We start from the raw sequence: 24,795 nt of genomic DNA, 5'->3' as shown, positions 1-24,795 counted from the left end.
ATCCTGTTTTTCAAAATCAAAAGATCGCAGCCTTCGGCAGCCCCTACAGGTGAGTTCTCACGTTTCGCGGGAATACAGCACCACCGCCGCGCGCAGCTTCCCCCGGCCAAATCGGCACATTTTCTCGAATTCACCATGACTGACTGGCACATGTTGGCAATCCATGGGCTGTCGATGCTGGCTGTGATCGACATCCGGATCATGCAGGTAAACGAAATCTTCGTCGCAATCGGTCACCACCACCCAGTGCGGCGACTTGGAGCGCGTCAGTCGATAGCTGCTGATCAATACCAGTGGCTGTCCACCGGCGTCCAGCAGTCGCGGCAGATCCAGAGACGCACCGATCAAACACTCAACATCGGTCTCCTGCAATTGCGCCGTGAACTCGTCGTGTACCAGGCGCATGACGTCTTTTTTATGCGCATCACGCACACCGTCGAGGAACAACGGCCCGGCCAGACTCAGTTGCAAACCCACCCTGTAACCCCGACGCCACGCCGCCAACGCCAATCCCTGCGGGCTGCACCCGCCATGGCCGGAGGTCATGAACACCGTGGTCGCTTCCCGCCAGATCTGCAATTCTTCGCGCCGCTCCAATAAACGTTCCGATTGCAGTGCACCCATGGCCATCAACAGACACGCCGGCCCACAGGTGAAATCGGTGGTTTGCCGGTAGTAGGGCACTTTGATGCTGCGCGAGTCGCGGTGCTGAAGAATGCGTTTCTCCAGGCGTAGCGCGTCGGCATGATCTTCGTAGTAATCGTGAATCAGCGCAAAACGCCGGTAGCCACTACGTTCGTACAGTGCAATGGCTGCAGGGTTGTCGATGCGCACTTCCAGGCGCAGGTATGCGCAGTCGTGCTCCAGCGCCATCGCTTCAATGCGTTGCAGCAGCTGTTTGCTCAGGCCGGTGCCGCGCGCCTCGACGGCGAGTGCGATGGAATACAGCCGCGCGAGTGAAGTGCCGCGATGGAACAACACCAGCGCGTAACCCAGCAGTTGGCCGTCGCACTCGGCCACCAGCAACTGCCCGTGAGCACGAGTGATCATCCACTGAAAGCTGCGACTGGTGAGCCGGTCCGTGGTGAAACATTGCTTTTCCAATGCCAGCAGCGCCGGCAAGTCTTCAACTACCGCCAAACGAAAAACAGCCTTCATATGACCACCGTAAAAGTTGCGTAACGAAACGAGACTTTCAAAAAACTTCGTGCTTAATAGAAAAGGTCTTGTTCTCCAACGGATCAATCTCTATGTCAGCGGTACAGGGTCATTGGCGCGAAGTATCCGAGCAAAGTTTGCCGGCGGCAACTTATTTAAGTTCGGCGATTAAGGCATCCAGTCAAGTGTTGATTATTGTCGAGCGCAAGGAAGACTGGGCTTCCTATTTCCCCAGTGAGGACATCCTGACGGCGCAGGAATATCTCGAACGCAGCCGTGACAGCGAGCCGGGCAAACGAGTGCAGGTGATCAACCTGTGCCGCAGCTACAAATACTTGGGCCACGGTTACTACTGCTCGTTGCTCGCCGAAGCGCGGGGGCACAAGGTGATTCCGTCGGTGCGGACCATCAGCGAGCTGACGAAAAAATCACTCTACGGCCTGGCGCTGGACGATCTCGATAAAACCCTGGAAAAAGCCCTCAGTCATCACCTCTACAGTGATACCGAAGGGTTTACTCTGACCCTGTATTTCGGTCGAACACATATTGAGCCATTACAGGATCTGGCGCGGCAGTTGTTTGAAGTGTTTCCCTGTCCGATTCTGTTAGTTGAGTTCCGTCGAACTAACGGATGGCACATCGAAGGTATAAAGTCCGGCGCCTTGCACAAGTTGCGCGATGATCAGGAAGATCAGTTCGCCAATGCGCTGGACGGCTTCAGCCGTAAAGTCTGGCGTGTACCGCGCTCGCCGCAAGTAGCGCGCTACGACCTGGCGATTCTGCACGATCCACAAGAAGCTTTGCCGCCATCCAACGCCAAGGCACTGGCGAATTTCGTCCGGGTCGGCAAAACCATGGGTATCGATGTTGAACTGATTGAACGTAAGGATTACGCACGACTCGCCGAGTACGACGGCTTGCTGATCCGCGAGACCACCAGCGTCGACAATCACACTTATCGCTTCGCCAAGAAGGCCGAAAGTGAAGGACTGGTGGTCATGGATGACCCAACGTCGATTCTGCGCTGCACCAACAAGGTCTACCTGACCGATCTGCTCAACAGCCATCAACTGGGCATGCCCGCCACCGAAATTCTCTACAAGGAGCGACCCGAAGACTTCGAACGGGTCGGCGAGCGGCTTGGCTTTCCGCTGGTGCTGAAGATTCCCGACGGCTGTTTTTCCCGTGGGGTGATCAAGGTCGAAAGCCAGCAGGCGCTGCTCGAAGCGACCGCCGAACTGTTCGAACACTCGGTGTTGCTGCTCGCTCAGGAGTTTTTCTACACCGAATACGACTGGCGCATCGGCGTGCTCAACCGCAAACCGATCTTCGCCTGCCAATACTTCATGTCCAAGGGCCACTGGCAAATCTACAACCACAAGGCCAAGGGTCAGGACGTCAATGGCGAATGCCGGACGATGGCGATCCACGAGGCGCCGCGTGCGGTGGTGGAACTGGCGGTGAAGACCGCCAACCTGATCGGCGACGGCCTCTACGGGGTTGATCTGAAACAGGCCGGCGACAAAGTGGTGGTGATCGAAGTCAACGACAACCCCAACCTCGACGCCGGTATTGAAGACGCCTATTTGCATGACGATCTGTATTCACTGGTGCTGGAGGAGTTCGTGCGACGCCTGGAACTCAAGCGTCGCGGTCAGGCCTGGTGAGGCGCCGATGATCAATAGCTTTGCACTGAGCCACGGCGCCCTGCAGCGGGTCGAACGACTGGACGCCGAGGTCATGCTGTTCAGCAACCCCGACGCCGCCGAACGCGACTTGCTGCACAGTCATTTCAAGGTTGATGAGCATGCACTGGAGTCAGCGCTGGATCCGGACGAGGTGTCGCGCATCGAGTTTCACCCCGACCATTTGTTCCTGATCTGGAAGCGTCCGGAAAACTATTCCGGCGGCGGCAGTCTCGCGTTTGAAGTGTCGTCCTGCGGATTGCTGTTCGCACCGGGGCAATTGCTGGTCATCGCCACCGACGACACGCCGCTGCACGGCCTCGGCACCCGCCAGCCGTTGAATACGCCGCTGGATGTCTTGCTCGATCTGCTGTTCAACAACATCCATCACTACCTCGGGCACCTGAAGGTGATCAAACTGGTCGCCCGCGAGCTGCAGCAGAAATTCAATGCATCGATGCAGAACCAGCACTTGGTGCAGATGTTCAACCTCAGCGAAAGCCTGATCTATTACATCAACGCGCTGCACAGCAACGGCGCGGTCCTCACGCGCCTGCGCAATCATGCCGAGAAGCAGCATTTCGGCAGTGAGGCGATTGGCCTGATCGACGACCTGATCATCGAAAACAACCAGTGCTACAAGCAGGCGGAAATCTACTCCACGGTGTTTTCCGGACTGATCGATGCGCGCGGCAATCTGATGAACAACAGCATGAACAACCTGCTGCGCAAGCTGACCTTGATCAACGTGGTGTTTCTGCCGTTAAACCTGATAGCCAGTATTGGCGGGATGTCGGAGTTCAGCATGATGACGGCGGGGACGCCGTGGTGGGTTTCCTATCCGTTGTTTCTGGCGGTGATGTTGCTGGGGGCGGGGGGGATGTTGTTTGGGTTGCGGCGTTTGGCCAGATGATTTGCAGTGCCTGATCGGACGCCTTCGCGAGCAGGCTCGCTCCCACAGGGGAAAATGCATTTCAACAGGGTGGGAGCGAGCCTGCTCGCGAAGAGGTCAGTACAGGCAAAGTAAAACTCAGGACAGTCCCGCATTTGGCCGAACCGCCACTGTGATGCCTTGTTATAGTTCGGGCCTCATTTTCAGCCCGGTAAAGGATCACTGCCATGACTCAATACTCCGCCTTCAGCGTCGAACTGGCCGACAACATCGCCCATGTGCAGATCAATCGCCCGGAAAAGATCAATTCGATGAACGCCGCGTTCTGGAGCGAGATCGTCGAGATCTTCCAGTGGATCGACGACACCGACGAAGTGCGCGTGGTGGTGCTCAGCGGTAACGGTAAACACTTTTCCTCCGGCATTGACCTGATGATGCTCGCCGGCGTCGCCAATGAACTGGGCAAGGACGTCGGCCGTAATGCGCGCCTGCTGCGCCGCAAGATCCTCACCCTGCAAGCCTCGTTCAACGCCGTCGACAACTGCCGCAAACCGGTACTCGCGGCCATTCAGGGTTACTGCCTGGGCGGCGCGATCGATCTGATCGCGGCGTGCGACATGCGCTACGCCGCCGAAGACGCGCAATTCTCGATCAAGGAAATCGATATCGGCATGGCCGCCGATGTTGGCACTTTGCAACGGTTGCCACGGATCATCGGTGACGGCATGCTGCGTGAACTGGCTTACACCGGTCGCACTTTCGGCGCTGACGAAGCGCGCAGCATTGGCCTGGTCAATCGCGTCTACAGCGACAAGGACGCGCTGCTCGAAGGCGTGCTGGACATCGCTCGCGAGATCGCTTCGAAGTCACCGATTGCGGTCACCGGTACCAAGGAAATGATCAGCTACATGCGCGACCATCGCATCGACGACGGTCTCGAATACGTTGCCACCTGGAACGCCGCCATGTTGCAATCCACCGACTTGCGCGTGGCCATGGCCGCCCATATGAGCAAACAGAAACCCGAATTTCTGGACTGAGAAACCATGACATCTCGCTGGACCACTGCAGTACTGGACACCGATCAACCCGGCGGCTGGGCCGTGGCGCGCAGCCCGGAAGGCTTTTTGTTCGACGACAACGGCGCGCTGTTCCCACGGGAATGGCTCAAGCGTCAGGACTTGTCAGTTCTCGCCGAGCACGGCATTGGCCATCTCGATGGCGAGCCGGTGTACCTGTTGGAGCTGCGCAGTGCCAGTGAGGTGCCGGGTTGCAACTGGAAAGGCCTGCGGGCGTTCATGCTTGATGGCGATCACACCATCTACAAAGTGCTCGGTTACGCCGCGCAGATCGGCACTTGGGCGCGCGAACATCGCTTCTGCGGTAATTGCGGGCAAGCGATGACGCAGGTGCCGCGTGAGCGGGCGATGTATTGCCAGCCGTGCGACCTGCGCAGTTATCCGCGCATTTCGCCGAGCATGATCGTGCTGATCACTCGTGGCGACGAGATTCTGTTGGCGCGCTCGCCGCGTTTCGTCACCGGGGTTTACAGCACGCTGGCCGGGTTCGCCGAGCCGGGCGAGTCGGCCGAGGATTGCCTGATTCGGGAAGTGCGCGAGGAAGTGCAGATCGAGGTCAAGAACATTCAGTACCTGGGCAGTCAGTGCTGGCCGTTCCCGCATTCGATGATGCTCGGCTTCCATGCCGAATACGCCGGTGGCGAGATTGTCTGTCAGGAAGACGAGATCGAAGACGCCCAGTGGTTCAACGTGCACGACCTGCCGCCGTTGCCGGCGTCCAAGTCGATTGCCCGTTACCTGATCGACGTCTACGTGGCGCGGCGCTTAGGCCACGCTGAACCAGTGCTGCCAGGCTAGGCGCACGGTCAAACCCAGCACCACGGTGATGAACACCGGGCGAATGAACTTGGCGCCGCCGCTGATCGCGGTGCGCGCGCCAAAGAACGCGCCAACCATCACCGACAGGCCCATGCTCAGGCCGATGATCCAGTCCACCTGCCCGGAAAACACGAACACCGACAGCGCCGCAATGTTGCTGACGAAGTTCATGCTGCGCGCCACACCGCTGGCCTTGACCAGGTCGATCGGGTAGAGCAACAGGCTGCTCACCGTCCAGAATGCGCCAGTGCCGGGACCGGCCACGCCATCGTAGAAACCGAGGCTGAAGCCTTGGGTCGATTGCCATTTCTTTTTGATCGGGGCGTCGCTGTCGAGCGGCGCTTTTGGCGTGCCGCCGAATAGCAGGTACAAGCCACAGGCGAACACGATCACCGGGAGCATCTTGTTCAGCCATTCCGCCGGCAGGTAATGGGCGACGACGGCACCGGTCAGTGCGCCGACCAGCGTGCCGACAATCGCGTGCACCCATTGCCGAGGGTGGAACAGCTTGCGGCGGTAGAAGGTGAAACTGGCGGTGGCCGAGCCGAAGGTCGAACTCAACTTGTTGGTGCCCAACACCAGATGCGGTGGCAGGCCAGCCGTCAGCAGTGCAGGCGTGGTCAACAGACCGCCACCGCCGGCGATGGCATCGATGAAACCGGCAATGAAAGCGACAAGGGCCAGAATGGCGAGGGTGGTGAGGTCAACGCTGAGTTCGAAAGGCATGGAATCGGCTTATTCGGCAGGGCGCAGATTTGGCTGCGGGGAGGGCGGTCATGTTACTCATTTCCAACTGTTGCGGCGACCCGTAAAGCCCAATCGCGAGCAGGCTCACTCCTACAGGGGAACGCATTCAAAAATGTAGGAGTGAGCCTGCTCGCGATGATGCCAGTCCGGCCACCCCATCACCCACTGTTGCCCACCCGACACCCAGACAACAAATCTCCTTGTGTAAAACATCTGCACAATCGAAAAAACCAACAAAACCGGGTATTCCAACCCTGGCACGCTTGCTGCTCTACCACTCCCATCTCCGCAAATGTCCCGAGGACACGCCAATGAGTCAGCAAGCCGTTAAATTTGCCTACTGGGTGCCGAACGTCAGCGGTGGGCTGGTGGTCAGCAAGATCGAACAGCGCACCGATTGGGGCATCGACTACAACCGCAAACTGGCGCAGATCGCCGAGGCGGCCGGGTTTGAATACGCGTTGACGCAGATCCGTTTCACCGCCGGTTACGGCGCCGAGTTTCAACACGAGTCCGTCGCGTTCAGTCATGCACTGCTCGCAGCCACCAGCAAACTCAAAGTGATCGCGGCAATCTTGCCCGGTCCGTGGCAACCAGCGTTGGCCGCAAAACAGCTGGCGACCATCGATCAACTCACCAACGGCCGCATCGCGGTGAACATCGTCAGTGGCTGGTTCAAAGGCGAGTTCCAGGCCATCGGCGAGCATTGGCTGGAGCACGACGAGCGTTATCGTCGTTCCGAAGAGTTCATTCGTTCATTGCGCGGCGTGTGGAGTCAGGACAACTTCACCTTTCGCGGCGACTTCTACCGCTTCGACAATTACAGCCTGAAACCGAAACCGCTGGGTCGTCCTGAGATCTTCCAGGGCGGCAGTTCCCGTGCGGCGCGGGACATGGCCGCGCGGGTTTCGGACTGGTATTTCACCAATGGCAACAGCGTTGAAGGGATCAAGGCGCAGGTCGACGATATTCGTGCCAAAGCAGCGGCGAATAATCATTCGGTGAAAGTTGGCGTCAACGCGTTTGTCATCGCCCGTGATACCGAAGAAGAGGCCAGAGCCGTACTGGCGCAGATCATCGATCAGGCCGATCCGGAAGCGGTAAACGCCTTTGGCGATGCGGCGAAACAGGCGGGCCGGGCATCGCCAGAGGGTGAGGGCAACTGGGCGAAATCGACGTTTGAGGATCTGGTGCAGTACAACGATGGCTTCAAGACCAATCTGATTGGCACGCCACTGCAGATTGCCGAACGGATCGTGGCGTTGAAAGCGGTGGGTGTGGATTTGGTGTTGGCGGGGTTTCTGCACTTTCAGGAAGAGGTGGAATATTTCGGGCGGCAGGTGTTGCCGCTCGTTCGCGAGCTGGAGGCCGAAAAGACTGCCGCCGTAGCTTGAACCCCACACATCTCCTGTAGGAGTGAGCCTGCTCGCGATGGCGTCTGAACATTCAACTTATATGTTGAAAGACACACCGCTATCGCGAGCAGGCGAAGGCCTACAATTGGATCTGTGTTGGCTTAGAGACCGAGGTCAGACAGGCTTGGATGATCATCCGGGCGCCGGCCCAGTGGCCAGTGGTACTTGCGTTCGCTTTCCTTGATCGGCATGTCATTGATGCACGCGTAGCGCTGGAACATCAGGCCCTGTTCATCGAATTCCCAGTTTTCATTGCCATAAGAGCGGAACCAGTTGCCCGAATCATCGTGCCATTCATAGGCGTAACGCACGGCGATGCGGGTATCCGAGTAAGCCCACAGCTCCTTGATCAAACGATAATCCAGCTCTTTCGCCCATTTACGGGTGAGGAAGGCCTTGGCTTCTTCGCGGTTGCTGGCGAACTCGGCGCGGTTACGCCATTGGGTGTCGAGGGTGTAGGCCAGCGATACCCGTTCCGGGTCGCGGGAATTCCAGCCATCCTCCGCCAAGCGAACTTTCTCGATGGCCGATTCGCGGTTAAAGGGCGGCAATGGCGGACGTACCTGGGCTGCAGTAGACATGTTCAGTCTCCCGATCTAATTAATAATTGAACAACAAGTCCGGCTTATTAAGGCATTACAGGTCCAATAACTTTCGCGCCATGCATTGCGCATTATCGGCGGCACTGTGATCACCCATCACAAGCGCTACGGTAATGGCGCCGTCAATCAGGATCAGCAGCTGTTTGGCCAGCAGTTGCGGATCCTCGGCACCATGTTCGGTACACAGCTCGCACACGTAGTCGAGCAGCTTCTGTTTGTGTTCTTTGGCGACCAGGCGCACCGGGTCCTGTGGATCGCCGGTCTCGCCGCTGGTGTTGATGAAGGCGCAGCCGCGAAAGCCTTCCGAGGCAAACCAGCTTTTGAGCACGGTAAACAGGTTGAGCAGGCGATCGGCCGGGGTTTCGGCCTGATCGACAGCGTTTCGGTACCAGTGCATCCAGCGCACGTCGCGGCGTTGCAGGGCGGCAACGGTCAGGGCGTCTTTGTCGGCAAAGTAACGGTAGATGCTTTTTCTGGAGACGCCGGCGGTTTTCACCAGAAGATCCATGCTGGTGGCAGCGATGCCACTTTTGTAGATCAACTTTTCGGTGACATCCAGAATGATGTCGCGTGTGTCGTTGCTAGTGATTTCGTTCATGTGGCGAACAGTAGAACGATTGTTCTCCTTGGTCAAGCGGGTATTTTTATCGGCTGTGAAATTGCCTTCGCGAGCAGGCTCGCTCCCACAGGGATATGCATTTCAAAGGTGGGAGCGAGCCTGCTCGCGAAGGGGGCATTACAGACACTAACAAGACCCGAAGGATGCGATGGTGTAAGCTCTCGGGTTCTTCGGATTCGACCCATTGCGAGCCCTATGCCGTTGCTTTTCAAACGTTCCTTGCTGCCTAAACTGCGCAGCTTTCCGCTGACCGCCGAGGCCGTGACTATTCTGTCCGGCGCCGCCGAGTTCCGCCGTTGCCTGCTCGAGAAAATCGCGGCCGCGACCCAGCGCATCTACATCGTTGCGCTGTATCTGCAACAAGACGAAGCCGGTCAGGAAATCCTCGATGCACTCCACGCCGCCAAGCTCAAGCGTCCCGAGCTGGAAATCGCCGTGGTGGTCGACTGGTTGCGTGCCCAGCGCGGGCTGATCGGCGCCGGCAAGCAGCCGGGCAACTCGGCGTGGTATCAGGAAATGACTCGCACGCACCAAAGCGAAGTGCCGGTTTACGGCGTGCCGGTGCAGACCCGCGAGCTGTTCGGCGTGCTGCATCTGAAGGGCTTTGTGATCGACGACTGCGTGGTCTACAGCGGTGCGAGCCTGAACAACGTTTACCTGCACAAGTTCGACAAGTACCGTTTCGACCGTTATCACGTCCTGCAAAGCCGCGAACTGGCCGACTCGATGCATCACCTGGTCAAGCACGGCCTGATCGAATCGAAAGCGGTGCATCGCCTCGACCTGCCGAACCTGCCGACCACGCGTAGCCTGCGCAACGACATCGGTGATCTGCGCAGCCGTCTGAAGTACGCCACTTACGACACCGCCACGGGCACCACCGCCAGAGACGGTCTGTCGGTTACACCTTTGCTCGGTGTGGGCAAGAAAAACCCGTTGAACCGGGCGATTCTTGAGTTGATCGCCAGCGCGCAAAAGCAACTGACCATCTGCACGCCATACTTCAACCTGCCGCTGGGCGTGATCCGTGAGATCAACCGCGCGCTGGCCCGAGGCGTGAAGATCGACATCGTCGTCGGCGACAAGACCGCCAATGACTTTTATATCCCGCCGAGCGAGCCGTTCAAGGTGATCGCGGCGCTGCCGTATCTGTACGAGATCAGCCTGCGCCGCTTCGCCAAACGGCATCAGCGCAACATCGACAGCGGTCAGTTGAACTTGCACCTGTGGCGCGACGGCGATAACACCTATCACCTCAAGGGCATGTGGATCGATCAGCGTTATACGCTGCTGACCGGCAACAACCTCAATCCACGGGCGTTCCGTCTGGATCTTGAAAACGCGTTGTTGATCGATGACCCGAAAGGCGAATGGCTGGAGCCGCGGGCGAAGGAGCTGGAACAGATTTTCCGCCATACCACGCGGATAGACAGCTTTCAGACGCTGGAGACGCTGCCGGAATACCCGGCCGGGGTGGCCAAGTTTCTCAAGCGGGTGAGCCGGGTGCGGATTGAGCGGTTGCTCTACCGGATTCTGTAAGGCTTAACATTTGTGGCGGTCATACAACCGCTATCGCGAGCAGGCGAAGGCCTACAGGGGAATGCATTCCAAATGCAGACCTTCGCCTGCTCGCGACAGGGCCTCTTAAATCGCTACAAAGCGCTGATGAGACTCCACTTTTTGCCAGAACTGGACATACATCACCCTTACTTGGGCACAGCACTCGCAGGAGGTAGCCCGTAGTCCTTCGCACAACGTCGGCGTTCAAAGGGTGTCATGAACGGTTGGTGTTTGCTGAACACCAGCACAGAGTCGTCATCCCTTCGAATAATGTGTTCCTCGGCACCCGGCTTGATGCAGGGATCATGTGCATACATTTCGAATCGGCTGGCAAATATCCAGCCAACGGATTTAAGACCCGACCCATACCACGGCTGGATATGAAAACAACCCAGAACCAGTGCAGCGATACCTAAAGCGCGCATTAGGATTACCATCTGAACCCAGCGTGCAGGCTTACTTTTGAGGCCAGGCACAACGATCGTAATCACGCTTTTGAGCGATGAATAAATACCTGCCAGAAACGCATGGCTCATTACAGCAACGTAGACGACCATCAGCACAATCAACAAAATTGCCAATGCTGAAAGAGGCGTCAAAAACGCGACGGTATAAGGGAAAAGCGAGGGGGGCGCCTCAGTGACTTCGTTGACGATTGTCGATGCATAAGCAGCCGAGAAGGCCAGAGACATGGTCAGTAATCCGGCCAATACACCGCGAAGGGCCCAAGACGATTCTTGCCAGGTTTTTATGCGGGAAGCCCAGGCGTGGATTTCCAGCAACATACCCAACCCTGACAAGGTCATTACGACCCCGGTAAGCGCATGATTCACCGTGCTGGTCAGCAGTCGCTGAGGATCGGTCAAGGCATGGATCACCATAGCGATCCCGCAAGCCAGCCCCAGGCTGTAGAGCTTTATGCTCAACGATGCTTCGATCCAACTGATTGCAAACTCGATCAGGCCAATCAATCTTTTGTTCAAAATTCGTTTAAATCCATTTATTTGCCGCGAGCCGCTCCCGAGACCTTATCGGGCCGCATTATGGCGCAATCCTCGAAGTGCCCGCATCGGCTGATTTCCTCTGAGCCGATGCGAGCATCTTTTCTCGTGAGTCAGTTGAGACCGAGTTTGCCACGCAACGTGGACAGGTCTTCCGCCAGCGTATTCACTGGCCCGACCAGCGCTTTACGGTCGTTATCCTTCACCTTGTCATACGTCTCGAAACCACCATCCTTGGTCTTGTACTTGGCCAGAATCTTGTCGACGGTGGCAAAGTTCTTGTCGACCTTCGCGACAAACGCCTTGTCCTGGTTTTCAATTTGCGGACGGAACAGATCAACGATTTTCTTCGCGCCGTCGATGTTGCCCTGGAAGTCATACAGGTCGGTGTGGCTGTAGCGATCTTCCTCGCCGGAGATCTTGGTCGCGGCGACTTCTTCCAGCAGCGCAGCGGCACCACCGACGACTTTCTCTGGCGGGAAAGTCAGGCCAGCCACGCGAGTCTGCAGGTCTTTGACGTCGCTGTTGAGTTTGTCCGCCAACTCGTTCAAACCCTGGGTGCTTTTCTCCGAGAACAGCGAGTATTCGATGCGGTGGAAACCGGTGAAGTCTTCAGCTTTCACGCCTTTCTCGTGGTCGTCGACGCGGGAGTCGATGGACGCATCGAGGTCACTGAACAGCTCGGCAATCGGCTCGATCGACTCGTAGTAAACGCGGGTCGGTGCGTAGAGTTTTTGCGCGGTGGCCAGATCACCTTTTTTCACCGCATCGGTGAACTGTTGGGTGTGGCTGCCCAGCTCGTCCAATTGCTCGGTGACGTAAATCTTGTAGTCCGAAACCGGCCCGACCAGATCCAGCGGTGCCGTCGCGGCGAATGCCGACAGCGGGGTGTTGAGCAAACCAAGGGTTAGCAATAGCGCGAGTGGCGTCTTTTTCATGGGGGCGGCTCCAGTGTTGGGATGTTGTTTCAGGCAGCGGTTTTCGGTTGTGTGGCGTTGAGCAGCGAGCGACCGATGAAGTCCTTGTCGCCCGTGACACCCGGCAGGGTGAAGAAGTAGCCGCCGCCGACCGGTTTGAGGTATTCCTCCAGCGGTTCTCCGTTGAGGCGGGTCTGCACGGTGATGAAGCCTTTTTCCAGATCGGCCTGGTAACAGATGAACAGCAGGCCCATGTCGAGCTGACCGTTCTTGTTCACGCCGTTGGAGTAGTTGAACGGCCGGCGCAGGATCAGGTTGGCCTGGCTCGCGGCGGTGCGCGGGTTGGCCAGACGAATGTGCGCGTCGAGTTTGGTCAGCTTGCCCGCCGGGTCCTTGCTGTAGTCCGGGACTTCGCTTTCATGCTGGCCACCCATCGGTGCACCGGTGGTTTTGACCCGGCCAAGAATGCTTTCCTGCTCCTGCAGCGGCGTGCGATCCCAGCGCTCGACGAAGTTGCGGATGATCCGCACAGCCTGATAACTGCCGTGGGCGGCCCAGGCCGGTTCGTCACTGCCCGGTTGCACCCAGACCAGGCGATCCATGGCTTTGCTGTCGTTGGAATCGGGGTTGGCCGAGCCATCACGGAAGCCGAGGAAGTTGCGCGCCGATTGCGCTGGCACACCGGGTTTCGCCGGGGCTTGCGGCGGTACGCTGCCTTCCTGTTTCCAGCGCACCAGCAACAGATCAGGGAGGTTTTTGACGATGTCGCGCAGGGCGTGAATGTTGGTGTCAGCGGTGTTCGAGCAGAACTGCAAATTCAGGTCGCCGTGGCAGCAATCGGCCTCCAGAGCATCGTTGGGGAAGCCGACCATACGGATCAGCCGTTTGGGTTTGGCGTCGGCCAGACCGAAGCGCTCGTCGAACAGCGACTCACCGACGGAAACGGTGATGGTCAGGTTGTCCGGCGTGACGTTCGGGCCGAGGATGCCGGAGTCCGGCGGCGGCAGTTTCGGATCGATCTGCGCGACTGGGCCGCCCTTCATCAGAAACGCGATGCGCTCGTTGAGGGTGCGGAATAGCCGCTCCAGGTCTTCACGATCACTGGCCAACACATCGAACGACACCAGCATGCCCGAGGCCGGGCGCGGGGTAACGATGCCGGTCTGATGCACGCCGTGGAAATCGTGGCGGTCTTCGGTTTTGTCGCTGCTCGGTGCTTCGGTGACTTGCGCAGGCGCGGCAGCCATGGCCGGGCAGCTTAAGGCGGACCCGGCGAGGGCGACACCGGCGGCGCCCATGCCCATCAGGACACGGCGACGTTGCAGGTTGAGTGGTTCGATATCTTTCATCGGGAATTCGTCTTCTGCTTACAGGCCGGAGAGGCCGAGGGCGGGATCGATGCCATCCAATGCGTCGGCCAGAGCCTGGGCCTTGTCGGCGATCTGCTTGCGTTGTGCGCCGCTGATGGCGTCGTAGCTGGCGTAGCCGTCCTTGATCTTGTAGCTGTCGAGTTCGCTGTCGAAATCCGCCAGTGCCTTGTCGATGTTCGGCAACAGCTCGGCCGCCGACTTGCTCAGCATTGGCCGCAGCAGGTCGACGACTTTGTGTGCGGTTTGCGCGTTGGCAGCGAAACCGTTGAGGTCGCTGTGGCTGTAGCGTTCTTCTTCACCGCTGGCGGCGCGCACGTCGGCCAGGGTGTTGAGGTTGCGCACGATGATGCTGACCAGTTGTTCGGGTGGCAGGCTCTGCGCGAGCAGTTGTTGTTTGAGCGTGGTGACATCGCTGAGCAGACGCTGGGCGACCGGCGTCAGATCGTCGAGTTTGCGCTGTTGGAACAGGCCGAATTCGAGGCGATGGAAACCAACGAAGGCCGGATCCTGTTCGCGTTTTTCGAAATAGTCGGCGCGAGCGTTGATGCTGTTGTCCAGTTCGGCCAGGCGCTGCGCGGCTGGGGCCAGACGTTGATAAGCCGCTCGTGCCGGCAGGTACAACGCCTGCGCCTGACTCAAGTCGCCGCTTTCGATGGCTTGATTAAGCGCCGTGACGGCTTTGATCAGCGCGCTGCCCTGGCTGGCCAGATACACGCGGAATTCCGACAGCGGCCCGACGAAAGCGACCATCGACGGTTTGGCCTTCGCGGCAGCATCAGAAGCGGCCGTCGGCGTCACGTGCAGCGTGCCGCGCGGGTTGCTCAGCAGGCCGCAGGTGATCGCGTAATCGCCCGGTTGCAGGTTGGCATTGATGACCTGACTCAGGCCCGGCGCGATGTTTTCGCGCTCCTCAACGACGAGCACGCCGTCGAGGATTTCCCATTCCACGGCCCGCTCGGAGCGGTTGACGATGCGGAAACTGGCGCGGCCGGCCGGAACCGTCAGCGCGTTCGGCTCGCAACTGCCCGGATGAATATTCACCACCACTTCATCGTGGTTGTGCTGACGCTTGGCCGCAGCCATTTTCGAGGCGTAATAAAACAGACCACCGGCGGCGATCATCACCACCACCGAGCCCGCCACCGCCCAGCGCAAGGCGCGAGGAGGGGAGGCCTGAGGAGAGTTAGGCTTTGACATGAATGCCCTTATTGGCTGGAAACGGAAGACGATTGTGCGGAGGGCTTCGGCGCGGGAGCCGGGTAAAAGAACATCACCAGTGCCACCAGCAGATAGACCAGATAGGCCCCAAGGGTGCTGACAGTCGGCGCATCCTGGTAACCGAACATGCCGGCCAGCACCGATCCCAACGGGCCATCCATCGGCAGCGTCGCGCTGAAGTCGAACAGCACGGTTTGCAGGTGATTCCACAACCCGGCTTCATGCAGGGCTTGCACGGAATTGGCGAGAATCCCGGCGGCGACCACCAGAATGAACAGGCCGGTCCACTTGAAGAACGCCGAAAGGTTGAGGCGCATGCTGCCGCTGTAGATCAGGAAACCGACGATGATCGCCAGAATCAACCCGAGTAGGGCACCGATCGGCGCGCCCGGGCCTTCGCTCTGCTGGAACACCGCAAGCAGGAAAAACACCGTCTCCAGGCCTTCCCGGGCGACGGCGAAAAAGACCATGGCGATCAAGGCGATCACTTGATGCTTCGAAGAAGTCAGCGCCTGATCCAGTGAGGCTTGCAGCGAATGCTTGATCGAACGCGCGACCTTGCGCATCCAGAACACCATGGAGCTGAGAATGCCCACGGCCACCAGGCCGACGATGCCTTCGAACAACTCCTGCTGCTTTTGCGGGAACTCGGCACTGACCAGTTCCAGACCACCGCCGACCAGCAGGGCGAGGGCGGCGGCGAGAAACACGCCGATCCACACGGCGGGCATCCATTGACCACGGCCGGTTTGCTGGAGGTAACTGGCGATAATGCCAACGATCAGCGCGGCTTCAATGCCTTCGCGCAGCATGATCAGGAAGGGAACGAGCATTCGGTATCCAACAAGTCATTCGAAGAGGTTACAAGTTGTAACATAATGAAAGTCATTCTCACATGACATTGATTGACATAAACCTGAACACAAGCTGAACAACCTGTTTTTTGCCCCAGCACAGAACCCTGTGGGAGCGAGCCTGCTCGGGATGGCGTCGCGTCAGTCAGCGCTGATTTTTCAGACCCACCGCTATCGCGAGCAGGCGAAGGCCTACAGGGGGTTCGTGTTGAATTCGCCACCTGCGGTAAGATGCCTGCCACTCAAAACAACAAGGCTCACCGCGCTCCATGTCGGAAAAAGACACCATCGCCGTGCAATTGGTGCGTGAAGCGCTGCTGCAAAGTTGTGCCCCGGGCGTGGCCACGGAAGAAGCCTTGAACAAGGTCGGGATCGATCCGGCGTTGCTGCAAACCGAGCACGGCCGGGTACCGGCGTCGCAATACGCCAGACTCTGGCGCCTGCTGGCCCGCCGTGGTGATGACGAGTTTTTCGGCATGGACCCGCGCAAGCTCAAGTCCGGCAGCCTTGAGTTCCTCTGTCGCAGTGCGATGGCGCAACCGACACTCGCAGCGGGTTTGAGCACGGGGTTGAGTTTTCTCTCACTGATGCTGGAGCGCATGCCGGCGCAACTGGTGCATCAGCAAAGTCTGGCGGAAATCGTCTTGCTCGAAGACGACCCCGAGCCGCGCCGCGCCTTTACCTATTTCACCTACTGGATGATTGTCCACGGCGTAGCCTGCTGGCTGGCCGGGCGGCGGATACCGATTCTGGCGATTGAATTGCGCTGTGCGGCGCCGGACTTCACCGATGACTACCGGGTGATGTTCTCGGAAAACCTGCGTTTTGATCGGCCTCGTACGCGGATGATCTTCTCGGCGGATTGCCTCGATCTGCCGATCAAGCGCACCACCGAGGAATTGAAACGCTTTCTCGCCCACGCCCCGGCCAACATACTGGTGAAGTACCGCGATCCGGAGAGTCTTGCCAGTCGGATCAAGCAGGATTTGCGGCAACTGCCGGCCGAGCAGTGGCCGGAAACCGAAGCGTTGGCCCAGCAACTGTGTATGTCCGCTTCGACGTTGCGCCGGCGCCTGGCGGAGGAAGGGCAGACCTATCAAGGCCTCAAGGACAGTGTGCGCAAGGAGTTGGCCATTGTCTGGCTGGCGGAACCTTCGATCAGTTTTGTCGAGATCGCCAGTCGATTGGGGTTTGCCGATGCGAGTTCGTTCTATAAGGCGTTTCGCAAGTGGTCGGGGTCGAATCCGGGCCACTATCGTACGCTGATTCTGAATGAGGTTGTCTGATCTGGCGCTATCGCGAGCAGGCTCACTCCTACATTTGAAATGCGTTCCCCTGTAGGAGTGAGCCTGCTCGCGATAACGCCAGTCCATGCAACAAAAAACTTGAGGCATGGCCAAACCAGTCAGCCACATTGGTAGCTTTGACCATTGCCCCAGTCCCCGCACAGCGCGACTATCCCTGTGTTGTTTACGCTTCCCAGCCTAATAAAAAACAGAGGGATTCTGGCAATGCGCGATTACTTGTCTGCCACCGCACAGTTCAACTATCAGCACACCGTGGATGCCGCGCTCAGCGGTACGCTTGCGGCGCTTAATGCCTGCGTCGAATGCTGCGACCGCCATGCCTTGCCGGGGCGCATTGCGCTGTTCTGGGAGGGCCGCGACGGCACCAGTGCGACGTACACGTTCAGCGAGCTGCAGGATAAAGCCGCGCGTTTCGCCAATTTCCTTCTCGCCCAAGGCGTGCAGAAAGGTGACAAAGTCGCCGGGCTGTTGCCGCGCAACGTCGAATTGCTCATCACCGTGTTGGCCACCTGGCGCATCGGCGCGGTGTATCAGCCGCTGTTCACCGCGTTCGGCCCGAAAGCCCTCGAACATCGCCTGAACAGTTCCGGCGCCAAAGTCGTGGTGACCGACGCCGTCAACCGGCCGAAACTCGCTGAAGTCGCCGATTGCCCGACACTCGTCACCGTTGGCGGCGCGAAAGGCCAGGGCATCGTCCGGGGCGACTTCAGCTTCTGGGCTGAACTGGCCAACTATTCCAAGGTGTGCGAACCGGTACTGTTGACCGGCGAAGACCCGTTCCTGCTGATGTTCACCTCGGGCACCACCGGCCCGTCGAAAGCCCTGTCAGTACCGCTAAAAGCCATCGTCGCGTTCCAGAGCTACACCCGCGATGCCGTCGATCTGCGCCCGGAAGATTCATTCTGGAACGTCGCCGATCCGGGCTGGGCTTACGGCATCTATTTTGGTGTGACCGGTCCGTTGTCGATGGGCCACCCGATCACCTTCTACGATGGCCCGTTCACTCTCGAAAGCACCTGCCGGGTGATCAACAAATACGGCATCACCAATCTCACCGGATCGCCAACGGCTTATCGTTTGCTGATTGCCGGCGGGGACGAGTTCGCCAAGTCGATCAAAGGCAAGCTGCGCATCGTCAGCAGTGCCGGTGAGCCGCTGAACCCGGAAGTGATCCGCTGGTTTGCCGACAACCTCAACGTGGTGATCCACGACCATTACGGCCAGACCGAGCTGGGCATGGTGTTGTGTAACCACCACGGCCTCAACCACGCGGTGCACGTCGGCGCCGCCGGTTTCGCCTCGCCGGGCCACCGTATCGTTGTGTTGGATGAGCAGTACAACGAACTCGGCGTCGGCCAGCCGGGCATTCTCGCCATCGATCGTCCGCAATCGCCGATGTGCTGGTTCGGCGGTTACGAAGGCGCGCCGACCAAAGCCTTCGTCGGTGATTACTACCTCAGCGGCGATACCGTGGAATGGAACCCGGACGGCAGCATCAGCTTCGTCGGTCGTAGCGATGACGTCATCACCACCTCCGGCTACCGCGTCGGTCCGTTCGATGTTGAAAGCGCATTGATTGAGCACCCGGCAGTGGTCGAAGCGGCAGTCGTCGGCAAACCTGATCCAGAGCGCACCGAACTGGTCAAAGCCTTCGTCGTGCTGAGCGCGCAATACCGTGCCGCGCCGGAGCTGGCCGAAGAGCTGCGCCAACACGTACGCAAGCGTCTGGCGGCGCATTCGTACCCGCGTGAAATCGAATTTGTCAGCGAATTGCCCAAGACCCCGAGTGGCAAATTGCAGCGCTTTATCTTGCGCAACCAGGAAATCGCCAAGGCTCAAGAGGCCGCGGCGCATAACGTTTCAGCTTGAATCAGGAAATACCGTCATGCAGATCGAGAACAAGGTTTTTATCGTCACCGGTGGCGCATCCGGCCTCGGTGCGGCTACCGCTGAATTGCTGGTCAGTGCCGGCGCCAAAGTGATGCTGGTGGACATGAATGCCGAAGCTGTCGCCGCACAGGCTCAGCGTTTGGGCGCGCAAAGCGTGGTTGCCGATATCAGCAACGAAGCCGCTGCCGAAGCCGCTGTGCAGGCGACGGTCAAGGCCTTCGGCAGCCTCAATGGTCTGGTCAACTGCGCCGGCATCGTGCGTGGCGAGAAGATCCTCGGCAAGAACGGCCCGCATGCTCTGAGCAGTTTTGCTCAGGTGATCAACGTCAACCTGATCGGCAGCTTCAATATGCTGCGTCTGGCCGCTGCGGCGATTGCCGAATCCGAGGCCAACGCAGATGGCGAGCGTGGCGTGATCATTAACACCGCGTCGGTCGCAGCGTTCGACGGCCAGATCGGCCAGGCAGCGTATTCCGCCTCTAAGGGTGCGATCGCCAGCCTGACCCTGCCGGCCGCCCGCGAACTGGCGCGTTTCGGCATCCGCGTGATGACCATCGCACCGGGCATTTTCGAAACCCCGATGATGGCCGGCATGACCCCGGAAGTGCGTGATTCGCTGGCCGCCGGCGTGCCGTTCCCGCCGCGTCTGGGCAAGCCTGCCGAGTACGCCGCACTGGTTCGGCATATCATCGAAAACAGCATGCTCAACGGCGAGGTGATCCGTCTCGACGGCGCCTTGCGCATGGCCGCCAAGTAAGGAGGATTTGTCATGACTATTTCCAACGATCCGATTGTTATCGTCAGCGCTGTGCGCACGCCAATGGGCGGTTTTCAGGGCGAACTGAAAAGTCTTACCGCACCGCAACTCGGTGCTGCGGCGATCAAGGCTGCGGTTGAGCGCGCCGGTGTCGCCAGCGATGCGGTCGATGAAGTGTTGTTCGGTTGCGTGTTGCCGGCCGGCCTTGGTCAGGCGCCTGCGCGGCAGGCTGCACTGGGCGCCGGGCTGGATAAATCGACCCGTTGCACCACGGTCAACAAGATGTGCGGCTCGGGCATGGAAACCACCATTCTCGCTCACGACATGCTGATCGCTGGCAGTGCCGACGTGGTGATTGCCGGTGGCATGGAAAGCATGTCCAACTCACCGTATCTGTTGGATCGCGCGCGCGCCGGTTACCGCATGGGCCATGGCCGCGTGCTTGACTCGATGTTCCTCGACGGCCTCGAAGACGCTTACGACAAAGGCCGCTTGATGGGCACCTTCGCCGAGGATTGCGCCGAGACCAACCACTTCAGCCGTGAAGCGCAAGACGCCTTTGCCATCACCTCGACCACCCGCGCGCAGCAGGCGATCAAGGACGGCAGCTTCAAGGACGAGATCGTCCCGCTGACCGTGACCGTCGGCAAAGAGCAGGTGCTGATCAGCCATGACGAGCAACCGCCGAAAGCCAAACTGGACAAGATCGCCTCGCTGAAACCGGCGTTCCGCGAAGGCGGCACGGTGACAGCGGCGAACTCCAGTTCGATTTCTGACGGCGCGGCGGCGCTGGTGCTGATGCGTCAGTCGCAGGCGCAGAAACTCGGGCTGACACCGCTGGCCGTAATTCATGGCCACGCCGCGTTCGCTGATACCCCGGGCCTGTTCCCGGTGGCGCCGATTGGTGCGATCAAGAAACTGATCAAGAAAACCGGTTGGTCGCTGGGTGATGTCGATCTGTTTGAGGTCAACGAGGCGTTTGCCGTGGTTGGCATGGCGGCGATGACGCATCTGGAAATCCCCCATGACAAGTTGAATGTGCATGGCGGTGCTTGTGCCCTGGGCCATCCGATCGGCGCGTCGGGGGCGCGGATTCTGGTGACGTTGCTCTCGGCTTTGCGCCAGAGAAAGCAGAAACGCGGCATCGCAGCGATCTGCATTGGCGGCGGCGAAGCCACGGCCATGGCCGTGGAATGCGTCTACTGATTCACGCAGTTCCTTTGTAGGAGTGAGCCTGCTCGCGATAGCGTCTTTTCAGCCAATAATGATCTGTCTGACCCACCGCTATCGCGAGCAGGCTCACTCCTACAGGGAAAGCGGTGCGACTGACATTTAAGGATTCACCATGATTCCCAACGAAGACCAAACCCAGATCCGCGACATGGCCCGGCAGTTCGCTGAGGAACGCTTGAAGCCGTTCTCCGCCGAGTGGGATCGCGAGCACCGTTTCCCCAAGGAAGCCATCGGCCAGATGGCTGAGTTGGGCTTCTTTGGCATGCTCGTGCCGGAGCAGTGGGGCGGTTGCGACACCGGTTATCTGGCGTACGCCATGGCCCTGGAAGAAATCGCCGCCGGCGACGGCGCCTGCTCGACGATCATGAGCGTGCACAACTCGGTGGGTTGTGTGCCGATCCTCAAGTTCGGCAATGACGATCAGCGCGAGCGTTTTCTCAAACCGTTGGCCAGCGGTGCCATGCTCGGCGCCTTTGCGCTGACCGAACCGCAGGCCGGTTCCGACGCCAGCAGCCTGAAAACCCGCGCACGGCTGGAGGGCGATCACTACGTGCTGAACGGCTGCAAACAGTTCATCACCTCCGGACAGAACGCCGGGATCGTGATTGTGTTCGCGGTGACCGATCCGAGTGCCGGCAAACGCGGCATCACTGCGTTTATCGTGCCGATCGATTCGCCGGGCTACAAAGTCGCTCGCGTCGAAGACAAGCTCGGTCAACACGCGTCCGACACCTGCCAGATTCTTTTCGAGGATGTGAAGGTGCCGGTGGCTAACCGCCTGGGTGAAGAGGGCGAGGGCTACAAGATTGCTCTGGCCAACCTTGAAGGCGGGCGCGTCGGCATCGCCTCGCAATCGGTGGGCATGGCCCGCGCCGCATTTGAAGCGGCGCGCGATTACGCCCGTGAGCGCGACACCTTCGGCAAGCCGATCATCGAGCATCAAGCCGTAGCATTCCGCCTAGCCGACATGGCCACGCAAATTGCCGTCGCCCGGCAGATGGTGCATTACGCCGCCGCCCTGCGCGACAGCGGCCAACCGGCGCTGGTCGAGGCCTCCATGGCGAAACTGTTCGCTTCGGAAATGGCCGAAAAGGTCTGTTCGATGGCGTTGCAAACTCTCGGTGGATACGGTTACCTCAACGACTTCCCGCTGGAGCGCATCTACCGCGACGTGCGCGTCTGCCAGATCTACGAAGGCACCAGCGACATTCAGCGCATGGTCATTTCGCGCAATCTTTAAGAAGGAATTTTTATTCATGACTTATGAAACGATTTTGCTGGAAACCCATGGCCGCGTTGGCCTGATCACCCTCAATCGCCCGCAGGCGTTGAATGCGCTGAATGCGCAACTGGTCCGTGAAGTGAACCAGGCCCTTGATGCGCTGGAAGCCGATGCGAACATCGGTTGCATCGTCCTCACCGGTTCGAAAAAGGCCTTTGCCGCCGGCGCCGACATCAAGGAAATGGCCGAGCTGACTTACCCGCAGATCTACATGGACGACTTGTTCAGTGACAGCGATCGCGTGGCCAATCGCCGTAAGCCGATCATCGCCGCCGTTAACGGTTTCGCCCTTGGCGGTGGTTGTGAACTGGCGTTGATGTGCGACTTTATTCTGGCCGGTGACAACGCAAAATTTGGCCAACCGGAAATCAACCTTGGCGTGTTACCGGGCATGGGCGGCACCCAGCGCCTGACCCGCGCCGTTGGTAAAGCCAAGGCCATGGAGATGTGCCTGAGCGGGCGTTTGATTGATGCGGTGGAGGCTGAGCGTTGCGGCATCGTTGCGCGGATTGTGCCGAGCGATGAGTTGCTGGACGAAGCGCTGAAGGTGGCGGCGGTGATTGCCAGCAAGTCGCTGCCGATTGCGATGATGGTCAAGGAAAGTGTGAACCGTGCCTTTGAAGTGAACCTGACTGAGGGCGTGCGCTTCGAGCGTCGGGTGTTCCATGCGGCGTTCGCCACGCAGGATCAGAAGGAAGGGATGGCGGCGTTTATTGCCAAGCGTGAGGCTGCGTTCAAAGGCAAGTAACGCGCGGGTCTGACTGACGCTTTCGCGAGCAGGCTCGCTCCCACATGAGGTTTTCGGCGCTCACAAAACCTGTGTTCGCTGGAGAACTCTGTGGGAGCGAGCAGGCTCGCGAAGCTTTTAAGGCTTGATGTACATCAAAATCAAAAGCCCCTCACCCTAACCCTCTCCCGGAGGGAGAGGGGACTGATTGGGGGATGCTTTAGATGTACTCCGACCTGAAAGAGCTTTACTGAATCCTTAATTGACCTGGTTTATCCAATCCATAATCGACCCGGTCTTTCAGGTCGATGCAGGACGCCAGACACCTCGGTCAGCTCCCTCTGGGAGAGGGGACTGATTGGGGGATATTGATGATCTGCGCCGACCTGATTCTGATTTAGCGAATCCATAATCGACCTGTTCTTTCAGGTCGATGTATAACGCCAGACACCTCACCCCAGCCCTCTCCCTCCGGGAGAGGGCTGGGGTGAGGGAAAGGGGCCAACACCATTACAACTGATAGTTCTTCAGCTCCCGCGCAATCACCATCCGCTGGATCTCGCTCGAGCCTTCATAGATCTGGGTGATCCGCGCATCGCGGTAGTATTTCTCGACCGGATAATCCTCCAGATACCCATACCCGCCATGAATCTGAATCGCCGACGAACACACCTTCTCGGCCATTTCCGACGCAAACAGCTTGGCCTGCGAGGCCTCGGACAAACACGGCTTGCCCGCCGTCCGCAGTCGCGCCGCATGCAGAATCATCAGCCGCGCCGCATTGATCTGCATGTGCATGTCGGCCAGCAGGTTGGCGATGCTCTGGTGCTCATTGATCGGTTTGCCGAACTGGATGCGATCGCGCGAATACACCAACGCCGCTTCAAACGCTGCCCGAGCGATACCCAAAGCCTGCGCGGCGATGCCGATGCGTCCGCCTTCAAGGTTGGACAGGGCAATCGCCAGACCTTTGCCGCGTTCACCGAGCAGGTTGGCCTCGGGAATGCTGCAGTTGTTCAGCGTCACCGCGCAGGTATCAGAAGCGCGGATGCCCATCTTGTGTTCAGTACGATCAACGATGAAGCCCGCTGTGTCGGTCGGCACCAGAAACGCCGAAATGCCTTTCTTGCCCAGATCCGGATCGGTCACCGCAAACACGATCGCCAGCTTCGCCCGTTTGCCGTTGCTGACAAATTGCTTGGCGCCGTTGATCACCCACTGGCCGTCACGCAGTTCGGCGCGGGTGCGCAGGTTGTGCGCTTCGGAGCCGGCCTGCGGCTCGGTCAGGCAGAAGCAGCCGATGGTTTGCCCGCTGGCCAGATCCGCCAGCCAGGTCTGTTTCTGTGCTTCGCTGCCGTAATTGAGCACCGGGCCGCAGCCGACCGAGTTGTGGATGCTCATGAATGCGCCGGTCGCGCCGTCACCGGCGGAAATCTCTTCCACGGCCAAGGCGTAGGCCACGTAATCGACGTAAGTGCCACCCCATTCCTCGGGCACCACCATGCCGAGCAAACCGAGTTCGCCCATTTTCGCGACGAGCGCGTCATCGATCCAGCCAGCTTTTTCCCAGGCCTGCGCATGGGGTGCGATTTCACCACGGGCAAAGTCCCGGGCCATGTCGCGGATCATTACTTGTTCTTCAGTCAATTCGAGATCGTGCATG

General features: G+C 59.1%; 22 protein-coding genes. 12 read left to right on the top strand and 10 right to left on the bottom strand.

All coding sequences use genetic code 11. From position 1 onward, the window contains the following. Positions 1-57 precede the first annotated feature (57 nt). Positions 58-1,158, bottom strand: a complete 1,101-nt coding sequence (locus AC5SEM_RS11595) for a peptidase C39 family protein (protein ID WP_495473048.1) — start codon at positions 1,156-1,158, stop codon at positions 58-60. A gap of 92 nt (positions 1,159-1,250) precedes the next feature. On the opposite strand from AC5SEM_RS11595, the gene AC5SEM_RS11590 reads away from it, so the two are divergent. From AC5SEM_RS11590 to nudC, 4 genes are all read left to right on the top strand, one after another. Further along, positions 1,251-2,825, top strand: coding sequence for a RimK family ATP-grasp domain-containing protein (locus AC5SEM_RS11590; RefSeq protein WP_495473047.1), 1,575 nt, complete (start codon positions 1,251-1,253; stop codon positions 2,823-2,825). A 7-nt stretch (positions 2,826-2,832) separates the two neighbouring features. Then, positions 2,833-3,756 (top strand): magnesium transporter CorA family protein, encoded by a 924-nt coding sequence (locus AC5SEM_RS11585; protein WP_495473046.1) that lies wholly within the window; start codon positions 2,833-2,835, stop codon positions 3,754-3,756. Positions 3,757-3,962: 206 nt separating this feature from the next. After that, on the top strand, positions 3,963-4,775 hold the full coding sequence (locus AC5SEM_RS11580; protein ID WP_077572777.1) for a crotonase/enoyl-CoA hydratase family protein: 813 nt from the start codon (positions 3,963-3,965) through the stop codon (positions 4,773-4,775). 6 nt (positions 4,776-4,781) lie between these two features. Continuing rightward, the gene (gene nudC / locus AC5SEM_RS11575) at positions 4,782-5,612 is read left to right on the top strand and encodes an NAD(+) diphosphatase (protein WP_108224693.1); all 831 of its coding nucleotides are present in this window, start codon (positions 4,782-4,784) and stop codon (positions 5,610-5,612) included. On the opposite strand, the gene AC5SEM_RS11570 is transcribed toward nudC, so the two are convergent. Next, positions 5,580-6,359, bottom strand: coding sequence for a TSUP family transporter (locus tag AC5SEM_RS11570; protein WP_116030382.1), 780 nt, complete (start codon positions 6,357-6,359; stop codon positions 5,580-5,582). The two genes, nudC and AC5SEM_RS11570, sit on opposite strands and share 33 nt — an antisense overlap. Positions 6,360-6,691: 332 nt before the next feature. Here AC5SEM_RS11570 and sfnG point away from each other — a divergent pair, with 332 nt between their 5' ends. After that, positions 6,692-7,774 carry a dimethylsulfone monooxygenase SfnG gene (gene sfnG, locus AC5SEM_RS11565; RefSeq protein WP_495473045.1) on the top strand — a complete coding sequence of 361 codons (1,083 nt, stop codon included), beginning with the start codon at positions 6,692-6,694 and terminating at the stop codon, positions 7,772-7,774. Positions 7,775-7,896: 122 nt separating this feature from the next. Here sfnG and AC5SEM_RS11560 read toward each other — a convergent pair whose 3' ends face one another. Next, a complete protein-coding gene (locus tag AC5SEM_RS11560) occupies positions 7,897-8,376 on the bottom strand; it encodes a nuclear transport factor 2 family protein (RefSeq protein ID WP_495473044.1) in 480 nt (159 codons plus the stop codon). 55 nt (positions 8,377-8,431) lie between these two features. Next, entirely contained in the window at positions 8,432-8,995 is a 564-nt protein-coding gene (locus AC5SEM_RS11555; RefSeq protein ID WP_495473043.1) for a TetR/AcrR family transcriptional regulator, read from the bottom strand. Between the two features lie 216 nt (positions 8,996-9,211). Here AC5SEM_RS11555 and pssA point away from each other — a divergent pair, with 216 nt between their 5' ends. Continuing rightward, entirely contained in the window at positions 9,212-10,555 is a 1,344-nt protein-coding gene (gene pssA / locus AC5SEM_RS11550) for a CDP-diacylglycerol--serine O-phosphatidyltransferase (RefSeq protein ID WP_471896647.1), read from the top strand. Positions 10,556-10,722: 167 nt separating this feature from the next. Here pssA and AC5SEM_RS11545 read toward each other — a convergent pair whose 3' ends face one another. From AC5SEM_RS11545 to efeU, 5 genes are all read right to left on the bottom strand, one after another. Then, entirely contained in the window at positions 10,723-11,559 is an 837-nt protein-coding gene (locus tag AC5SEM_RS11545) for a hypothetical protein (protein ID WP_077572781.1), read from the bottom strand. A gap of 131 nt (positions 11,560-11,690) precedes the next feature. After that, positions 11,691-12,515: an iron uptake system protein EfeO gene (gene efeO / locus AC5SEM_RS11540; protein WP_137216952.1), complete on the bottom strand. Its 825-nt coding sequence runs from the start codon at positions 12,513-12,515 to the stop codon at positions 11,691-11,693. A 29-nt stretch (positions 12,516-12,544) separates the two neighbouring features. Then, positions 12,545-13,843 carry an iron uptake transporter deferrochelatase/peroxidase subunit gene (efeB, locus tag AC5SEM_RS11535; RefSeq protein ID WP_495473042.1) on the bottom strand — a complete coding sequence of 433 codons (1,299 nt, stop codon included), beginning with the start codon at positions 13,841-13,843 and terminating at the stop codon, positions 12,545-12,547. Positions 13,844-13,861: 18 nt separating this feature from the next. After that, the gene (gene efeO, locus AC5SEM_RS11530) at positions 13,862-15,061 is read right to left on the bottom strand and encodes an iron uptake system protein EfeO (RefSeq protein WP_495473041.1); all 1,200 of its coding nucleotides are present in this window, start codon (positions 15,059-15,061) and stop codon (positions 13,862-13,864) included. 8 nt (positions 15,062-15,069) lie between these two features. Then, the gene (gene efeU, locus AC5SEM_RS11525; protein WP_495473040.1) at positions 15,070-15,915 is read right to left on the bottom strand and encodes an iron uptake transporter permease EfeU; all 846 of its coding nucleotides are present in this window, start codon (positions 15,913-15,915) and stop codon (positions 15,070-15,072) included. Positions 15,916-16,205: 290 nt separating this feature from the next. Here efeU and AC5SEM_RS11520 point away from each other — a divergent pair, with 290 nt between their 5' ends. From AC5SEM_RS11520 to AC5SEM_RS11495, 6 genes are all read left to right on the top strand, one after another. Continuing rightward, positions 16,206-17,222, top strand: coding sequence for an AraC family transcriptional regulator (locus AC5SEM_RS11520; protein WP_495473039.1), 1,017 nt, complete (start codon positions 16,206-16,208; stop codon positions 17,220-17,222). A 225-nt stretch (positions 17,223-17,447) separates the two neighbouring features. Next, entirely contained in the window at positions 17,448-19,112 is a 1,665-nt protein-coding gene (locus tag AC5SEM_RS11515) for an AMP-binding protein (RefSeq protein WP_495473038.1), read from the top strand. Positions 19,113-19,128: 16 nt separating this feature from the next. Beyond that, a complete protein-coding gene (locus tag AC5SEM_RS11510; protein WP_007918867.1) occupies positions 19,129-19,890 on the top strand; it encodes an SDR family NAD(P)-dependent oxidoreductase in 762 nt (253 codons plus the stop codon). 12 nt (positions 19,891-19,902) lie between these two features. Continuing rightward, on the top strand, positions 19,903-21,096 hold the full coding sequence (locus AC5SEM_RS11505; protein WP_495473037.1) for an acetyl-CoA C-acyltransferase: 1,194 nt from the start codon (positions 19,903-19,905) through the stop codon (positions 21,094-21,096). Positions 21,097-21,235: 139 nt separating this feature from the next. Then, a complete protein-coding gene (locus tag AC5SEM_RS11500; RefSeq protein ID WP_495473036.1) occupies positions 21,236-22,363 on the top strand; it encodes an acyl-CoA dehydrogenase in 1,128 nt (375 codons plus the stop codon). Positions 22,364-22,379: 16 nt separating this feature from the next. Continuing rightward, entirely contained in the window at positions 22,380-23,153 is a 774-nt protein-coding gene (locus tag AC5SEM_RS11495; RefSeq protein ID WP_495473035.1) for an enoyl-CoA hydratase, read from the top strand. Between the two features lie 489 nt (positions 23,154-23,642). Here the strand turns inward: AC5SEM_RS11495 and AC5SEM_RS11490 are convergent, their stop codons facing one another. After that, a complete protein-coding gene (locus AC5SEM_RS11490; protein WP_003224706.1) occupies positions 23,643-24,794 on the bottom strand; it encodes an acyl-CoA dehydrogenase family protein in 1,152 nt (383 codons plus the stop codon). Between the last annotated feature and the right edge of the window lies 1 nt (position 24,795).

The organism is Pseudomonas sp. CH61, assembly GCF_059429415.1.
This window is presented reverse-complemented; position numbering and strand designations above follow the sequence as displayed.

Excerpts from the sequence above, each read along its gene's own strand:
- AC5SEM_RS11595 (WP_495473048.1), bottom strand. The coding sequence starts at position 1,158 with ATGAAGGCTGTTTTTCGTTTGGCGGTAGTTGAAGACTTGCCGGCGCTG.
- AC5SEM_RS11590 (WP_495473047.1), top strand. The coding sequence starts at position 1,251 with ATGTCAGCGGTACAGGGTCATTGGCGCGAAGTATCCGAGCAAAGTTTG.
- AC5SEM_RS11585 (WP_495473046.1), top strand. The coding sequence starts at position 2,833 with ATGATCAATAGCTTTGCACTGAGCCACGGCGCCCTGCAGCGGGTCGAA.
- AC5SEM_RS11580 (WP_077572777.1), top strand. The coding sequence starts at position 3,963 with ATGACTCAATACTCCGCCTTCAGCGTCGAACTGGCCGACAACATCGCC.
- nudC (WP_108224693.1), top strand. The coding sequence starts at position 4,782 with ATGACATCTCGCTGGACCACTGCAGTACTGGACACCGATCAACCCGGC.
- AC5SEM_RS11570 (WP_116030382.1), bottom strand. The coding sequence starts at position 6,359 with ATGCCTTTCGAACTCAGCGTTGACCTCACCACCCTCGCCATTCTGGCC.
- sfnG (WP_495473045.1), top strand. The coding sequence starts at position 6,692 with ATGAGTCAGCAAGCCGTTAAATTTGCCTACTGGGTGCCGAACGTCAGC.
- AC5SEM_RS11560 (WP_495473044.1), bottom strand. The coding sequence starts at position 8,376 with ATGTCTACTGCAGCCCAGGTACGTCCGCCATTGCCGCCCTTTAACCGC.
- AC5SEM_RS11555 (WP_495473043.1), bottom strand. The coding sequence starts at position 8,995 with ATGAACGAAATCACTAGCAACGACACACGCGACATCATTCTGGATGTC.
- pssA (WP_471896647.1), top strand. The coding sequence starts at position 9,212 with ATGCCGTTGCTTTTCAAACGTTCCTTGCTGCCTAAACTGCGCAGCTTT.
- efeO (WP_137216952.1), bottom strand. The coding sequence starts at position 12,515 with ATGAAAAAGACGCCACTCGCGCTATTGCTAACCCTTGGTTTGCTCAAC.
- efeB (WP_495473042.1), bottom strand. The coding sequence starts at position 13,843 with ATGAAAGATATCGAACCACTCAACCTGCAACGTCGCCGTGTCCTGATG.
- efeO (WP_495473041.1), bottom strand. The coding sequence starts at position 15,061 with ATGTCAAAGCCTAACTCTCCTCAGGCCTCCCCTCCTCGCGCCTTGCGC.
- efeU (WP_495473040.1), bottom strand. The coding sequence starts at position 15,915 with ATGCTCGTTCCCTTCCTGATCATGCTGCGCGAAGGCATTGAAGCCGCG.
- AC5SEM_RS11520 (WP_495473039.1), top strand. The coding sequence starts at position 16,206 with ATGTCGGAAAAAGACACCATCGCCGTGCAATTGGTGCGTGAAGCGCTG.
- AC5SEM_RS11515 (WP_495473038.1), top strand. The coding sequence starts at position 17,448 with ATGCGCGATTACTTGTCTGCCACCGCACAGTTCAACTATCAGCACACC.
- AC5SEM_RS11510 (WP_007918867.1), top strand. The coding sequence starts at position 19,129 with ATGCAGATCGAGAACAAGGTTTTTATCGTCACCGGTGGCGCATCCGGC.
- AC5SEM_RS11505 (WP_495473037.1), top strand. The coding sequence starts at position 19,903 with ATGACTATTTCCAACGATCCGATTGTTATCGTCAGCGCTGTGCGCACG.
- AC5SEM_RS11500 (WP_495473036.1), top strand. The coding sequence starts at position 21,236 with ATGATTCCCAACGAAGACCAAACCCAGATCCGCGACATGGCCCGGCAG.
- AC5SEM_RS11495 (WP_495473035.1), top strand. The coding sequence starts at position 22,380 with ATGACTTATGAAACGATTTTGCTGGAAACCCATGGCCGCGTTGGCCTG.
- AC5SEM_RS11490 (WP_003224706.1), bottom strand. The coding sequence starts at position 24,794 with ATGCACGATCTCGAATTGACTGAAGAACAAGTAATGATCCGCGACATG.